13 protein-coding genes are annotated in these 14,862 nt (G+C 72.6%); 2 read left to right on the plus strand and 11 right to left on the minus strand.

From position 1 onward, the window contains the following. Positions 1-18: 18 nt before the first annotated feature. The 6 genes from RCO28_RS10520 to RCO28_RS10545 all read right to left on the minus strand — a co-directional run bounded on the left by RCO28_RS10520 (position 19) and on the right by RCO28_RS10545 (position 6,512). Positions 19-1,320 (minus strand): amidohydrolase, encoded by a 1,302-nt coding sequence (locus tag RCO28_RS10520; RefSeq protein WP_308940769.1) that lies wholly within the window; start codon positions 1,318-1,320, stop codon positions 19-21. 79 nt (positions 1,321-1,399) lie between these two features. Further along, positions 1,400-2,695 carry an amidohydrolase family protein gene (locus RCO28_RS10525; protein ID WP_308940770.1) on the minus strand — a complete coding sequence of 432 codons (1,296 nt, stop codon included), beginning with the start codon at positions 2,693-2,695 and terminating at the stop codon, positions 1,400-1,402. Positions 2,696-2,888: 193 nt separating this feature from the next. Further along, positions 2,889-3,536: a GntR family transcriptional regulator gene (locus tag RCO28_RS10530; RefSeq protein WP_308940795.1), complete on the minus strand. Its 648-nt coding sequence runs from the start codon at positions 3,534-3,536 to the stop codon at positions 2,889-2,891. A 118-nt stretch (positions 3,537-3,654) separates the two neighbouring features. After that, a complete protein-coding gene (locus RCO28_RS10535) occupies positions 3,655-4,407 on the minus strand; it encodes a hypothetical protein (protein ID WP_308940771.1) in 753 nt (250 codons plus the stop codon). A gap of 141 nt (positions 4,408-4,548) precedes the next feature. Beyond that, on the minus strand, positions 4,549-5,439 hold the full coding sequence (locus RCO28_RS10540; protein WP_308940772.1) for a fructosamine kinase family protein: 891 nt from the start codon (positions 5,437-5,439) through the stop codon (positions 4,549-4,551). A gap of 497 nt (positions 5,440-5,936) precedes the next feature. Further along, positions 5,937-6,512 carry a TetR/AcrR family transcriptional regulator gene (locus RCO28_RS10545; RefSeq protein ID WP_308940773.1) on the minus strand — a complete coding sequence of 192 codons (576 nt, stop codon included), beginning with the start codon at positions 6,510-6,512 and terminating at the stop codon, positions 5,937-5,939. A 376-nt stretch (positions 6,513-6,888) separates the two neighbouring features. Between RCO28_RS10545 and RCO28_RS10550 the strand changes: the two genes are divergently transcribed. Further along, positions 6,889-7,839, plus strand: a complete 951-nt coding sequence (locus RCO28_RS10550) for a winged helix-turn-helix domain-containing protein (RefSeq protein WP_308940796.1) — start codon at positions 6,889-6,891, stop codon at positions 7,837-7,839. A gap of 93 nt (positions 7,840-7,932) precedes the next feature. Here the strand turns inward: RCO28_RS10550 and RCO28_RS10555 are convergent, their stop codons facing one another. Together RCO28_RS10555 and RCO28_RS10560 are read right to left on the minus strand one after the other, a co-directional pair. Then, positions 7,933-9,027, minus strand: coding sequence for an ABC transporter permease (locus RCO28_RS10555; protein WP_308940774.1), 1,095 nt, complete (start codon positions 9,025-9,027; stop codon positions 7,933-7,935). Between the two features lie 33 nt (positions 9,028-9,060). Further along, complete coding sequence (locus RCO28_RS10560; RefSeq protein ID WP_308940797.1) at positions 9,061-9,906, minus strand: dienelactone hydrolase family protein; 846 nt, start codon at positions 9,904-9,906, stop codon at positions 9,061-9,063. A gap of 294 nt (positions 9,907-10,200) precedes the next feature. On the opposite strand from RCO28_RS10560, the gene RCO28_RS10565 reads away from it, so the two are divergent. Continuing rightward, positions 10,201-11,043, plus strand: a complete 843-nt coding sequence (locus RCO28_RS10565; RefSeq protein ID WP_308940775.1) for a L,D-transpeptidase — start codon at positions 10,201-10,203, stop codon at positions 11,041-11,043. A 101-nt stretch (positions 11,044-11,144) separates the two neighbouring features. Here RCO28_RS10565 and RCO28_RS10570 read toward each other — a convergent pair whose 3' ends face one another. The 3 genes from RCO28_RS10570 to RCO28_RS10580 all read right to left on the minus strand — a co-directional run bounded on the left by RCO28_RS10570 (position 11,145) and on the right by RCO28_RS10580 (position 14,827). Continuing rightward, complete coding sequence (locus RCO28_RS10570; protein ID WP_308940776.1) at positions 11,145-12,092, minus strand: choice-of-anchor P family protein; 948 nt, start codon at positions 12,090-12,092, stop codon at positions 11,145-11,147. A 331-nt stretch (positions 12,093-12,423) separates the two neighbouring features. Beyond that, positions 12,424-14,046, minus strand: coding sequence for an amidohydrolase (locus tag RCO28_RS10575; protein ID WP_308940777.1), 1,623 nt, complete (start codon positions 14,044-14,046; stop codon positions 12,424-12,426). 40 nt (positions 14,047-14,086) lie between these two features. Beyond that, positions 14,087-14,827: a TetR family transcriptional regulator C-terminal domain-containing protein gene (locus tag RCO28_RS10580; RefSeq protein WP_308940778.1), complete on the minus strand. Its 741-nt coding sequence runs from the start codon at positions 14,825-14,827 to the stop codon at positions 14,087-14,089. Positions 14,828-14,862 lie beyond the last annotated feature (35 nt).

Genomic DNA, 14,862 nt, shown 5'->3' on the forward strand with positions numbered 1-14,862 from the left:
GCCTTCGGCTCCTTCGGCTCAGACCAGCTCGCCGTCGCGCGCCACGACCCGGCCGCCGTGCACGACCAGGTCGCGCTGCGGCATGTCCACCACGACCTGCGGCGCGCCCTCGCCCTTGACGAGGACGAAGTCCGCGGGCGCACCGGGCTTCAGGTCGGCGCGGTCAAGCCTCATGACGTCCGAGCCGCCGTGCGCGGCCACGTCGTACACATGGTTCAGCTCGTCGTCCAGGCGGACGTCGGTGACCCAGCCGAGGATGTGCGCGCGGTGCAGCATGTCGGCGTTGCCGAACGGGCTCCACGAGTCCCGCACCCCGTCCGAGCCGAGGCCGACGCGCACGCCGTGCTCCTGCAGCTTGCCGACGGGCAGGACGAGCGACTCGTTCGGGGCGACCGTCGTCAGGGAGATGTCCAGATCGCTCAAGTCCGCTGCCATCGTGCCGAGTTCGGCGTCGGACAGGCCCGGCAGGCAGAAGACATGACTGACCGTCACCTTGCCGCGCAGGGACAGCGCCCGGGTCCGCTCGATGATCGCCCGCATCACCTCAAGCCCCTTCTCGTCCCGGTCGTGCAAGTGGATGTCGACGCCCACGCCGTGCCGGTCCGCGAGACCGAAGACCAGGTCGAGCTGCTCGTCCATCGCGTGGTCGAAGCTGATCGGGTCGATGCCGCCGACGAAGTCGATCTGTCCGCCGCGCGCCGCCTCCTCAAGCAGCTCCGCCGTACCGGGCGTACGCACCACACCGTGCTGCGGGAACGCCACGATCTGCACGTCGAGCGCGTGCTTCAGCTTCCCGCGGGCGTCGGCCACACCCTCCACACCGGCCAGGTCGTACGCGGGCGCCACGTCCACATGGGCGCGCATGGCGCGGGTGCCACGGGTCACGGCGTGCGCCATCAGGCCGTACGCACGCTCGCCCACCGGGCGCTTCTGGCTCTTGAACAGCTCGACGTCCTGCTCGCAGTACTCGGCGATGCTGCTCGCCGGCTTGCGCGAGACCCAGTCGCCGCCCCACGACGTCTTGTCCGGGTGGATATGCGCGTCCACCAGGGACGGCAGGGCGACCCGCCCGCCCCCGTCGACGACACGCGCGCCGCGCGGGGCCGGTCCTTCGACGATCCGGCCGTCGACGACGGTCAGGTCCACCGCTTCGGCCGCACCGAACGGGCGCACGTCGCGGAACACCACGGCCCGGCTCGGGCGGTCGTCGTGCCGCTCCCGGGGAGCGGCGGACGTGGAAGCGCCGGACGACAGCGCGGTGGCGGTACCGGCCATGGCGGCGGCGCCGACGATCATGCCGCGACGGGACAGAGGCGTCATGGGGTTCTCCTTCGGGATCGGGCGAGGACATGTACGCGACGCAGGGCTGCACGGGCGTGCAGCCGTACGGGAGGAGAGGTCAGAGCGCGACGCCCGAACGGACCACGCGCTTCGGCGACTTGAGGACCGTCACGTCGGCCAGCGGGTCGCCGTCCACGAGCACCACGTCACCGGCGTAGCCACGCGCGAGGCGGCCGGCCTTGCCCTCCAGGCCGAGGAGCTTCGCGGCACCGGTGGTGGCGGTGCGGATCGCGTCGAGCGCGGGCAGCCCGGCCGCACGCATCAGCTCCACCTCGCGGCCGATCGGGTCGACCTCGCCACCGGAGGAGTCGGTGCCCGCGGCGAGCGGCACACCCAGCTCGTGCGCGGCGAGCGCCCTCTTCTTGGCGTCCGCCAGGAACGTGCGGCCACGCTCGGCGAGGATCGGGTCGGGGGAGTCGACCATGCCCGCCATCGCGGTCAGGGTCGGCGTGAAGCAGGTGCCCCGGCGCTTCATCTCGTGCAGGGTGCGCTCGCCGATGTACGCGCCGTGCTCGATGGACCGCACACCCGCCATCACCGCGTCGTGGCAGCCCTTCTCGCTGTAGCTGTGGCACAGCACGCCCTTGCCGCCGCGCCGCGCCGCCGCGACCACGGCCGACAGCTGCTCGCGGTCGTACACCTGGGCCATCGGGTCCTGTTCCGGCAGTCCGGCGCGCTCGTTGACACGGGTCTTGATCACGTCGGCGCCGCGGGCCAGGTTGACCTCCACGACGCGGCGCAGCGCCTCGGGGGAGCGGACGCCGTCCTTCAGCCTGGCCAGCGGGGTGAGGTCGGGGTCGGCGAGGATCGTGTCGCCCAGGTCGGGCGAGACGAAGACACCGGCGGCCCGCAGCCGCGGCGCCAGCTGCGGCGCCTGCCGCGCCAACTCCCGTACGGCGACGTCCTGGTAGAAGTTGGTCGAACCGCTGCGCGCGCTGGTGGCGCCCTTGAGGACGGCCTCGCGCGCCTCCTTCGCGGTGTTCAGGTGGATGTGCGCGTCGACGAGCCCGGGCAGGATCCAGCGGCCGTGCGCGTCGAGCGTCTCGATCCCGTCGGGGACGTGCGTACGGCTGCGCGCACCGGCGGCCCGCACCACACCGTCGACGATGACGACCACCGCGTCCTCGGTGACCTCTCCGGTCGCCGGGTCGAGCAGCGTGCCGCCCTCGACGACCAGGTCACCCGTCGTGCCGCGGCCGGTGCCGGGTGCGCGCCCCGGACGGTCGGCGGCAGCCGCGGTGGCGGGCCCGGCGGCGGCCAGCGCGGCCGTGGTGCCGGCGAGCGCCGCGGCACCCGCGAGGATGCCGCGCCGGGTCAGCCGGGACGAGGGGGGCGGGGTGTTCTCGACGCACATGGGTGGCTCCAGGACGGGTGAGCGGGCGGTCGTACGGACGTATCGGCGTACGACGGGAGCGGAGGGACCGCGTCCGCCATTTTGTATACCGAGCCCGGCCGCTCCGCAAGGAGTCGTCCAGCGATTAGGCGTTGCTGTGCGTGGATTGTCGGAAAGATCCGAGAGGTTCAGGGGTCCTGGTATACCGCTGGGCTCAGGACTCGTCCTCGAACAGCGACCGCAGCGCCACGGCCCGGCTGTCCCGTACGTGCAGGAGCGTGCTCGCCGCCGCCGTCTCCTCGTCGCCCGCCGCGATGTGCCGGAAGATCAGGTGGTGCTGGGCCCGCATGTGGTCCGGTTCGGCGCGCATCCCGAAGAGCAACTGCAGCTGCCAGCTCAGCTGTTCCATCATCCGCTCGAGCAGCGGATTGCCGGCCAGGGCGACGATGCCCTCGTGGAACGCGGTGTGCGCGGCCACCTCACGCGCCCCGTCGTCGGACCGCGAGGCGGTGTCCGCGTGTTCGAGGGTGCTGCGCAGCCGCGCGAGACCGGCCGCCTCGCCGGGCGCGTGCTCGGCCACCCGCCGCGCCGCGAGCCGCGAGGCCTGTACGGCGAGGGGCTCCCACACCTCGTACAGGTGCTGGACGTCGCCGCGCTCCAGGCGCCGCACCCGCACTCCGCTGTGCGGCAGCAGTTCGAGCAGGCCCTCGGCGACGAGCGCGCGCAGCGCCTCCCGGACGGGCACGCGGGACATCTGCAGCTCTTCGGCGATCTCCCGCTCGACGAGCCGTGAACCCAGCGCGTACCGCCGGTCGACGATGCGGTCACGGACCGCCTCGCGCGCCTGGGCGCTCAACGACATCCGCTCCGTACCACCCGCACTGCTCGTCACCGCATCGTCCCTACGTTCACCTGTCGGCCCCGCAGTGGAGGATACGGCGCGGCCGACCGCACCCGGCCCTGCGTCACCCGGCCCTGCGTCACCCGGCATCGGCGGCCGGGGCCGGGGCAGGCGCGGGGCGCAGTGCGGCCTCGGTGACGTCGGCGGCCAGCTCGACGACGTCCGGCCCGTACGCCTCGGGGTTGACGACCTTCAGCATCAGGCAGAACGGACCGGTGCCGTACTTGCGGATCAGGCTCCCGTGGTTGCGGGCGAGATAGCGCACCGCCGCGTGGTTGGTGTTGGAGTGCTGCCCGGAGGCGAGGAAGACGGGGCGGGCGTCCGGGGCGGACCGGCCGCCGGTGAGCCGGGCAAGCAGGACGTACTCGCTGGCGCCGCGCTCCCAGCGGTAGGGACGGCCGCCCACCCGTATCGCACCGCGGTCGGGGCCGCGGTCCGCCTCCGTGTCGACCTCGACGCCGGGGAGCAGCGTGCGCAGATGCGCGGCCATCCGCTGGTTGGAGACGGGGCCGCCGATGCAGAACTCCGTGTGCTCCCCGAAGCCCTGCCGCATCGCGTCGTGCGCGACGATCTGCGCCTTCGCCCCGCAGTCCTTGATCAGCGCGTACAGCTCGAGCAGCGCGAACACGTCCCGCCGCGCGACCGTCCAACCCCCGCTGCCCGCCGACTCGTTGACGACGAGGAGGCACTCGGAGTTCTCGGGCAGCCCGAAGAAGCGCTGTTTGCGCCGCAGCCTGCGGCGCCACAGGTACGTACGGGCGAACCACCCGAGGGCCGTGGCGACCCCGGTGGCGATCACCCCGAGCACGATGTTGCGCACGTCGTCGTTCATGCTTCGCGATCGTACGGGCCACCACTGACAGTCCGTACCGGGCAAGGGAGTTGCGGTCCCAGCACGGCGCGCGGGCCCGGCCGACGGTACCGGTCCGTGCGGCACCGGCCCGTGCGGCACCGGCCCGTGCGGCGATGCGTCTCAGCGGCGGCCGAGCGTCGACTCGGCCGCCCGCAGCGCCTGTTCCGCGTACGACCGCCCGAACAGCACCGTATGCACCAGGAGCGGGAACAGCTGATGCAGCCCGATCCGGTCCCGCCACCCGTCGGCGAGCGGCGCCTCCTCCTCGTAGCCGTCGAGGATGCGGTCGAGGTGCGGGCAGCCGAAGAGGTGCAGCATCGCCAGGTCGGTCTCGCGGTGGCCGCCGTGCGCGGCCGGGTCGATCAGCCAGGCCTCACCGTCCGTGTCCCACAGGACGTTGCCGCTCCACAGGTCGCCGTGCAGGCGGGCCACCGGCTCGGCCGGGCCCGCGAGTTCGGGCAGTCGCGCGCACACCTGCTCCACCACACGCGCCTCGTCGGCCTGCACCGTGCCGGAGTCGACGGCACTCCGCAGGTACGGCAGCACGCGCTGCTCCGCGTACCAGCCGGGCCAGTTGGCGCCCGGGACGTTCCGCATCGGCGCCAGACCGATGGCCGCGTCCACGGGCCCGCCCGGCGGCGGCGCACCGAACGCGTCCGCGCCCGCGGCGTGCAGTGCGGCCAAAGCGCACCCGAACCGGACTGCGCCCGCCACGCTCGCCCGCCCCGACGGCACCCGGTCGAGCACCAGCCAGATCGCGTCGTCCCCGTGCACCGCCGGCACCCGCACGCTCCCGGACTCGGCCAGCCACCGCAGCCCCGCCGCCTCGGCCGCCACCGCCCCCGGGCCCGCGGCCCGCTTCACGATCACCGACTCCCCGCCGTCCAGGGCGACTTCGGTCAGTGCCGACGACAACGGCCGCTCACCCGCCACGGAACACCCGGTGAGCCGCGCGGCGACGGAGCCCGGCGACTCCCCTCCGGGACGGTGACTGCTGCAGTACGTGGACATGCGGCAGTTGTACGCCAACGCCGCTCGGTCGTACGCGAACCACGGCTCGCCTGTCGTGACGAACCCCCGACGAACCCCCGACGAACCCCGATGAATCCCAGCGACCTCAACGACCCCCAACGCCCCCAACGAACCCCAACCACCCCTGCCCGCCAGCCCTTTCGGGCTCGTCCGAAACACCTGGCGCTCCGGCCGCCCCCGCCGGGACACTCGGGCCCGCAAGAACCGTGCGACCTCAAGCAGCGTGCAGCAACATGATTCGGGGGACTCATGGCGAACGCGGCACACGCCCGAAGGGCATCCGACCGCTCCGCTCCGGGCGCGAGGGACAAGCCCGCCGGACGGGCGTCGAGAGGTGCGCACGACCGGTCGGGGGCCGGTGGCCGCCCCCGGTACGGCTGGGGGGCCGTGCCGGGAGGCGGCAGGCCGGACGGGGGAGTGCGAGCCGCCGCGTCCGGGGCTCGGGCGGCAGCGGGCTGAGCACCTCGTACGCCCGGTCAGCCGCGCAGCGCCGTGTCCAGGACGGCCCGTGCCGCCTGCCGGGCGTGCCGTGCGGCGTCCGTGTCACCGGTGAAAGTGGCCACCGCCATCGCGCCGTCGACCAGCACGGCCAACTGCGCGCCCACCGCGTCCGCGTCCCGCACGCCGGTGCCGGCCACGAGAGCGGTCACGAGCTCGCGCAGGCCCTGCTTGTGCGCCCGCACCGCGCTCACCACGACGGGGGCGGCGGCGCTCCCTTCGCCGAACGCGCCCGCGAACACACAGCCGTGGAAGCCGGGTTGGCGGAACCATTCGTCCAGGAAGTCGAAGACGGCCAGCGCCCGCTCGACCGGGTCGTCGCACTTCTCGGCGCGCTCGGCGATGGCGGAGCGCGCGATCCGGTCGCGCCGCTCCAGGCTCGCGGCGAGCAGCACGTCCTTGGACGGGAACATGCCGTAGAGCTTCTTCAGCGGCACCCCGGCCTCGGACCGTATCCGCTGCATCGTCACCGCGTGCACGCCGTGCGTGAAGAAGAGGTCGTCGGCCACCGCCACGACCTGGTCGCGCGGTCCACCATCCACGAGGCCATCCATGAGCTGCCGAGTCCTTCCGGAACGCGGGTTGCACGCCCCGAAGCGGCGTGAGAACCATCATTCTCACCTGTCCGGAACTGCCCTGTCCATGGGGTACGGGCGGGACGGCGCAGGGCGTACGGGGCGAACGGCTCAGGGCGTACGGAGCGGTCGGCGCAGGGCGTACGGAGCGGTCGGCGCAGGGCGTGCGGGCGCTTCCCGGCGTGGCCCGAATGCGCCGGTACCGCCCCTCGCGCCCCGTTCAACACCTTGAGAACCGCGGTTCTCAAGCACTACAGTCGCGAAAGAGAACGGTCATTCTCCCGGTCGGCAGGACCGGGGCGGGGGAGGGCCGCTTGAGTACCTTCGGGGGACTTCGGGGGAAGTCGTGCTGCGAATGCACTTCAGCGCCGGTGACCTGGCGCGCACCAGGATCGCGGACGGGCCCGACCCATTGTGGGAGACCGTCCTGAGCATGCAACAGCTCCACGAGCCGCGGCCGGAACCGCTGCTCGACGCCTGGCGGCGCAGAGCCTGCCGCCGCGGCCGGTCCGCCCAGCGGATCCTGGCCCCGCTGATGCCGAAGCGGGGCTACTTCCCGGACTTCCTCACGCCCGCGGCGGCGGCCGGAGGCCTGGAGGAGGGCATCGACGCCGTACTGAGCACTCCGCGCCGTCAGTTGCGCGCCGAGGTCGGGATGCTGGCGGACGCCAACGCCCTTCCGTCCTGGGCCCGTTCACTGGCCGACGGCGAGACCGGCACGCTGCGGCGGTTCGGCGGTGCGCTGCGCCAGTACCACGCCTCCGTGCTCGGCCCCGCCTGGCCGGACATCGCGGCCCGCGTCGAGCGCGACCGGCTGCACCGGTCGGGGACGCACAGCCGCGGCGACACGCACGCGATGCTGCGCACGTTCGCCCCGATGCTGAGCTGGCAGCCGCCTGTGCTCTGCGCCGACTACCCGGTGGACCGTGACGTGCACCTGGAGGGCCGCGGACTCCTCCTCGTACCCTCGTACTTCTGCCGCCGTACCCCGGTCGCGCTGCTCAACGAGACGCTGCTGCCCGTGCTCGTCTACCCGGCCAGGGCGCCGCGGCAGCAGCAACAGCTCACGCCCTGCCGCAGGTTGGCCCCGCTGCTCGGCCACACCCGGGCGGCCGTCCTGCAGACGCTCCAGGAGCCGTGCACCACCAGTGAGTTGGCGCAGTTCGCCGGAGTCTCGCTCTCGTCGGCCAGCGAACACGCCGCCGTGCTGCGCCACGCGGGCCTGATCAGCAGCACCAGAGAACGCCATCGCGTACGCCACACGCTCACGCCCCTCGGCATGGACCTGCTCGCCGGGCGGGCCTGAGCGGACCTGAGCGATCCTGAGCGAGTCTCAACAAGCCTCAGCAAGGCGGGACTTCATGGACACGGACCAGCCGACCGCTCCCCGCCCCGGACGTCAATCACCCGCACGCGCGGTCCCCACCGGACGCCCGCCGGGATGCCGGTGCCGCCAGAACCAGAACACCCCGCTCGACACCAGCGCCCACCCGGCGAGCACCAGAAACGGGAACACATGCTGATGCCCGCCGAAGTACACCGCCGTGTGCTGCGCGTTCACCGACGCGCCCGGCGGCAGCCATTGGCCGATGTGCCCGAGCGGCGAGGGAAGCAGCGGCCAGGACACCGCGCCGCCCGAGGACGGATTGCCGAGAAGCACCATCAACCCCCAGGTGGGCAGCATCGCCCAGCGCCCGAAGAGGGTGTTGAACATGGTGAACACCATCCCCGAGGCGAACATCGTCAGCGCGAGGATCAGCCACGACGCCACGAACGGCAGGTCGACCGCCCCCAGCCACCAGTCCACCACCGCCGCGATCGCGAACCCGCCGAGCAGCGCGTACGCCACCGTGAAGCCGATGCGCTCCAGCGGATTGAGGCTCCGCGCGTGCACCGACAGCTGGATCGCGCCGACGAAGCCGATGATCACGGCCGCGAGGGAGACGTAGAAGATCGCCAGGCCCCGCGGATCTCCCGGCTGCATCGGGTTGACGTCCCGCACCGTCACCGGAAGCCGGAGCTCTTGGCCCACCGACTCGCCCGCCTCCGCGAGCAGTTGGGCCACCGAGGCGCCCGACGCCCCGGACACCGAGAGCGTCACCCGCTCCCGCCCGTGCACGTCCAGGATCGCGAACGCCCGCTGCTCGTCCACCGACTCCTTCGCCTCGGCATACGTGTCGTACGAGGTCAGGGCGAGCGTCGCGTCCAGGGCCCGCTCCATGCCGTCCACGAACGCCCGCCCGCGCGCCGATTCGTGCGCACCCACGACGGCGGCGGGTACGTGCCGGGGCGTCGGGTCGGCCATCGAGTACGTGTAGCTGCCCGCGAACAGTCCGGCGGCCGCCGCGAGGATGAGGACGAGGACGGTCGCGGGCAGGAACGGTGACTCCTTGAACGCCCGCCACCGCTCCCGGCCCGAGGGCACCCGCCCGTGCGCTCCGTGCGGAGGAGGGGTGCGCTGCGCGCCGCTGGGTCCGTCGCTCGGCTCGTCCATGCCCTCACGTTAAGCAGCCGTACGCGGGCACCCCTACCGGTGAGGGCCCGTCCGGGGCTCCCCGGGCAACAGCCGCTTACGGAACAGGTCGAGCACGCCGTCGAGGGCCGCCCGCGTCGCCTGCCCCGGCTCGTCGATCAGGTGCTCCGTGAGCACGGAGTGCGGGTCCCGCAGGCCGTCCGGGTTGGCGTCGGCGTCGTCCAGTTCGACGGCCACGAACGCGTCGCCCAGCTCGCGGCGGAGGAACGCGAAGCGCTCGTCCGGCACGAGCCGGTCGCTGCGGAACCGCAGGCCGTGCACCGTGAGTCCGTCGCGCGCAAAGCGGTCCTTGACCTTGGCGAGGTCCGCGGGGGAGATGTCGATGCCCGCGCCGCGCCGCCCGGTCACGGGCATCGGGAGCGAGGGCTGCGAGAGGACCGGTGCCAGCATCCGCTCGTCGGCGGCCATCGCGAGCGCGAACCCGCCCGTGAAGCACATCCCGACGGCGCCCACGCCGGGCCCGCCGCACCGCTCGTGCTCGTACGCGGCGAGACCCCGCAGCCAGTCCACCACCGGGGAGCTGCGGCCGATCGCGAAGGCGGTGAACTCCCGGCTCACGCAGACCCGCAGGATGCTCGACGCCATGTACGCCTGGGACTTCAGCCTGCCGTGCGCGCTCGGGTTCGGATCGCGTCCCGGCCGGCCGAACAGTACGGGCAGCACCGCCGTGCAGCCGATCGCGGCCACGCGCTCCGCGAACGCGAGCACCTTCGGCGTAATACCGGGGATCTCCGCGATGACGACGACGGCGGGCCCGCTGCCGCGCCGCAACACCTCATGGGTGACACCGCGGTACGTGAACGAGTCGCGCGCGAACCCGGACAGATCGTGGTCGGCCATCGTGGCGTCCCCCATCTCCTTTGCGGACAGCGGTGGTTGAGCCCCCCAGCGGTTGCGTACGGGCAGGCAGGACCGAGCATGCCACCTCGACGATCACCGCACCCCGGCCACCAGGACTCTGCGACGGACGCCACACGCCACCACGGAAAGCGCCCGAACCCGCGCAGCGACACAGGTGAACCCGGGTCCGATCCGCTCGGCCATGCGGAGCAGTTGCCCGGCGGGCGCCGACCGGCCCGCTTAGAACCGATGCAGAGTCACAACTCCCATTCCCTCCCCGAGGGAGAAAGGGCGGTGCGCGTCGTGCAGTCGCGACTGTCTTTCGCCACAGGGCTGGCCTGCTCCACGGCCCTGGCCGGTCAACTACTGGCCTCATCGCCGGCCCTGGCCCAGGAGGGCCCGTCCGGAAGTGCCCCGGAGAAGCCCTGCACCTCCGGGTCCGGCGCCTACCAGTGGCAGCTGGAGAAGAAGTTCGGGCTGCCGCAGGACGGCGTCCAGAGCACCCGGGACTGCATCGTCATCCGCAGGGCCCAGCGGTTCCTCGGCATCAAGCCCGCCGACGGCAAGGCCGACCTCAGGACGTACCGCCTGGTCCTGGTCTACGAGGTCAGGAAGAACCCCAACGCCCAGGGAAAGTGCCCGGTCCGCAAGTACCGCGTGACGTGCGTGGACCTGAACCGGCAGATCATGTGGGTGCAGACGGGCCGGAAGATCGTCTTCGCGCCCGTCCCGATCCGCAGCGGCAAGGACGGGTACGAGACACGGCGCGGCTGGCACAAGATCTACCTGAAGCGCGCCCGGCACTTCTCGACGATCTACAACAACGCCCCCATGCCGCACTCGCAGTTCTTCAACGGCGGCCAGGCCTTCCACGGCACCTACTCCGACCTGTTCAAGTCCGGCTCGCACGGCTGCGTCAACATGTACGCGGCCCACGCGAAGCGGCTGTTCAAGCTGCTGAAGGTCGGGGACCGGGTGTACGTCTGGGGCACCAAGCCGGGCACGGGCAAGCGCCACGGCGTCTACTCGGACGACGTCCTGATCGCCCAGGGCTTCGGCTCGTTCGGCATCGCCGAGGACCCGACGGCCGAACAGCCGCCGACGCCACAGGAACTGGAGGCGGCGCTCGACGAGTGACCGCGCGGCCGTCCGCAGAGCACCAGGACTGATCGGACGACGGAAAGGGCGGGCGGGGCGGCTCATCAGCCGCCCCGCCCGCCCCGTTCAGGGAGAGGACGTCAGTCCTGCTTGCCCTTGCCCTTCTCCTCCGGGATCACGAAGCGCACGTAGCGGTGGTTGCCGTCGATGACGATGTTGCCCTTGCAGCGGGGCTTGGGCATCTTGTAGCCGTCCGGGACGTCGGTCACGCAGACCGCGTACCTGCCGGCCGGCAGGTTCGGGAACGTGCAGTAGCCCATGGAGTTGCCCGTGCACGAGGGGGCGAGGGCGCGCTGCTTGTACTTCTTGAGCTCGAAGGCGACGCCGCCGACGCGGTCACCGTACTTGTCGACCGCGTAGGGGGTGATCGCGCCCTTCTTCTCCGCCTTGCCCGGCTTGCAGGTGGCCGACGCGAGGACGATGTCGCCCTTGAGCGGAGACTTGGGCGCCACCTTCACGTGCACGGCGTTGACGGTGAGGGAGCCGTCGGGCTTCCTGATCTGCTCGTTGAGGGTCACCGAGCCAAGACCCGCGGGCAGCGTCAGCTTGGTGTTGGGCGCCGGGTTGACGGGGAACTTCACGTTGCCCACGCCGAGCCGGGTCTTGGCGGCGCCGTTCAGGATGAGGGTCTTGCCCACCGGGCGCGAGCCGGGCTTGGCGTAACAGGTCGCGCCGATCGCGTCGGCGGTGACGGCGGCGAGGCGGAGGTTGAGCCGCACCTCGGCCGTCTTCGCGGTCGACCAGGTGGTGCCGTTCTCGGCGTTGCCGTTCGCGGTGGTCTTGATGGCCTTGACCGTGCCGACCGTGGGAATCGACAGCTGGGCGAGGGTGGCGGCCGGGGGACCCGCGGTGTACCGGGACTTGGCCACCTCGGCGATCTTGATCGGACCGAGCGAGGCCTTGGCGCCGTAGGCCGAGCTCATACCCGGGGCGGCGTGCGCCGTACCGGCGGTGGTCGCGACCAGGGATGCGGCGAAAACGGTGCCGAGCGCGGCCCGACCCGCCACACCCATCTTGACTGAGGCCATGTCTTTCCCTTCGTGAGGACCAGGAGCGCGCGGGTGTCCGCCGGGGCCGTGAGGCGCCGGAGTGGAGACGCGCGTCCTGGACGTCGGACACGGCGTCCGACGTCGGCCACTGATACCCGCCCGAAGGGAGCGATCTATCCGATGCACAGTCAAATGGTGTGTTTATTCACCTGAGTGGTGACATCGCCCTCGGCGTGGCGCGGTGCGTCCTCTCTGTCGCTCCACTGCTCCACCGCCCGCGCGGCCGCGGTGGCTACGTGCACGGCCGGTCGCCCGAGGCAAGCAGTCCCGGCTCAACTCCCCTGCGGGGCGGGGGACATCGGGCCACGCTTCAGAGTGCGGTCGCCCGGTGGGTCGGTCGGCCGTCGAGGACCGTCAGGAGCACCGGCAGATCGGGCAGTTCTGTGGCGCCGGTGGTCAGCGGGCTCTCCGCGAACACCGTCAGGTCGGCGCGGTGCTCGACGGCGAGGCGCCCGGCCCGGTCCTCCTCGCCCGCCGCGTACGCGGCGTTGACCGTCATGGCCCGCAGTGACTCGACCGCGGTGAGGGCCTGCTCCGGTCCGTGCGGAGGCTGCGTCAGATCGCGGCTCGGGCGGCGGTGGCGGGCCCCCGCCATCACCTGGAGCGGAGGGTAGGGGGCGATCGGCCAGTCCGAGCCGAGCACGACCGTGGCCCCCGAGTCCCACAGGTCGCGGCAGCGCCAGGCGCGCGCGGCCCGCTCCTCGCCGAGCCGCCGCGACCAGTTGTCGCTGTGGTCGGCCCGCGTGAAGTCGCAGCAGTGGGTGGGCTGCATGGACGCGACGACGCCGAGCTCCGCGAAGCGCCGCAGCGTGTCGTCCGGCACGGTCTCGATGTGCTCCACCCGATGCCGTACGCCCGAGTCCTGGCCGCCGCCCGCGAGGGCCACCGCTTCGAGGACGTGCCGCACCGCCGCGTCGCCGATGGCATGGGTCGCCGTGGGCACACCGGCCCGGTGCAGCTCGGCGATGACACGGCTGAAGGCCGCGGGGTCGGGCCAGAAGGCGTGCGTGGACTCGCCATGGCAGTCGGGGCGCTCCAGCCACGCCGTGCCATTGTCGATCGTGCCGTCCATGAACAGCTTCACGCCGTCCACCCGCCACAGCGCACCGCCGACGCCCTGCTGCTCGACGAGCGCACGGACCCCGTCGGCGTCCACGCCCGGCTGGCACCACGGGGCGACGCGCAGCCGCAGCGGCAGTTCACCGGCGGCCTCGAGCTCGCGGTAGAAGGCCAGGCTGTCGCCGCCCGCGTCCATGGCGTGCCCGCCGGTCAGCCCCGAAGCGGCCATCTCCCGCAGTACGGTGGCGAGTTGAGCCCGGCGCTCCTCGCGGGTCGGCTGCGGCGCGGCGCGTTCGACCAGCTCGCAGGCCGCGTCCTCCAGGAGCAGTCCGGTGGGCCGGCCCGCCGCGTCGCAGACGACCTCGGCGGCCTGGTCGAACCGCCGCGGCCCGTCCACCCCGGCGAGTTCCAGGGCGCGCGGGCTCGCCAGCATCGAGTGCGCGTCGAAGAGCTGGAGCAGCGCGGGCACGCCGTCGAGGACGGGCCCGAGCGCGGCCGACTCGACGGGCAGGTCGCCGAACGCGTTCGGGTCGAGCCCCCACCCGCGCAGCCACTCCCCGCGCCGCAGCTCGCGTGCGGCAGCCGCCAGGGCCTCCCGTACGTCGTCGAGGCCCGCGCAGCCCGAGAGGTCGAGGCCCTGCGTCATCTCCGCGCCGGAGACGGGGTGCAGATGCCCGTCGACCAGGCCGGGTGTGACGACGGCTCCGCCCAGGTCGATCACCTCGGTCGAGGCGTCGGCGAGGGCACGGATCTCCCGGTCGTCGCCGAGCGCGGCGATCCGCCCCTCGGACACGGCGAGCGCGGTCTGCGGCAGCGGCTCGCCGGTCAGCGGGTCGAGCAGGCGGGCGGAGAGGAGGACGAGGGGAGTGCGCACGAAGGCTCCAGGAGGGGGTGCGGGGGAGGGCTGCGGGGGGTCAGGAGTGCGGCTCGTCCCGGGCTGGGTCGTGTCCGTGAAGTCCCGCCGTCCGCCCGGAGGGTGGGGGAGGGTTACGGACACGGTCTAGGTCCGCCTCGGTCAGCTTGTCGGCGAGACGGCTCAACGTCCCGTTCTCCAGGCCGAGTTCACGCTCGGCCGTGGTCACGGCGAGCTGGGCGACGGCCTGGGGGCGGTCGACGGTGCCGCTGTTGGCCTGGGCGCCGAGTCCGTCGAGCACGACCAGGATGTGAATGGCCGTCAGGAGCGGGCTGTCGGTACGGAATCCGTCGTCCCGCACGCCGTCCTCGATCACCGAGGCGAACCGCTCGCGCCAGGCCGCCTCCTGCACCCCGACCCGCTCGCGCAACGCCGGCCGGTAGCGGCTCAGATGCCGTGCGTTGATCCAGAGTCGGGAGACGTCGTCGTACGCGGCGCCGGTCGCGAGTGCGAAGAAACGGGCCAGGTAGCGGGCGGGGGAGCCCTCGGCCCGCTCGTTCGGCAGGAGCGCGTCGAGCTCGCGCCCCGCGGCCCTGCCGAAGGCCTCGGCCACCAGTTCCTCGGCCGACGGGAAGTAGTGGCTGATGAGCCCGGGGCGTACGTCGAGATCCTCGGCGATCCGGCGGAGCGTGATGCACTCCAGGCCCTCGGTCAGCGCCACCTGGGCGGCTGCGGCGACGATTTCCGCACGTCGGGCGGCTGGAGATTTTCTGACTCGCTTGCGCTGAACGCTTGACGGCATACGAGGGATGCTATTGAGTGCTCGACCAATAAGCA

The sequence above is a fragment of the Streptomyces sp. LHD-70 genome, assembly GCF_031157275.1.
In the GTDB taxonomy this organism is placed as follows: Bacteria; Actinomycetota; Actinomycetes; order Streptomycetales; family Streptomycetaceae; genus Streptomyces.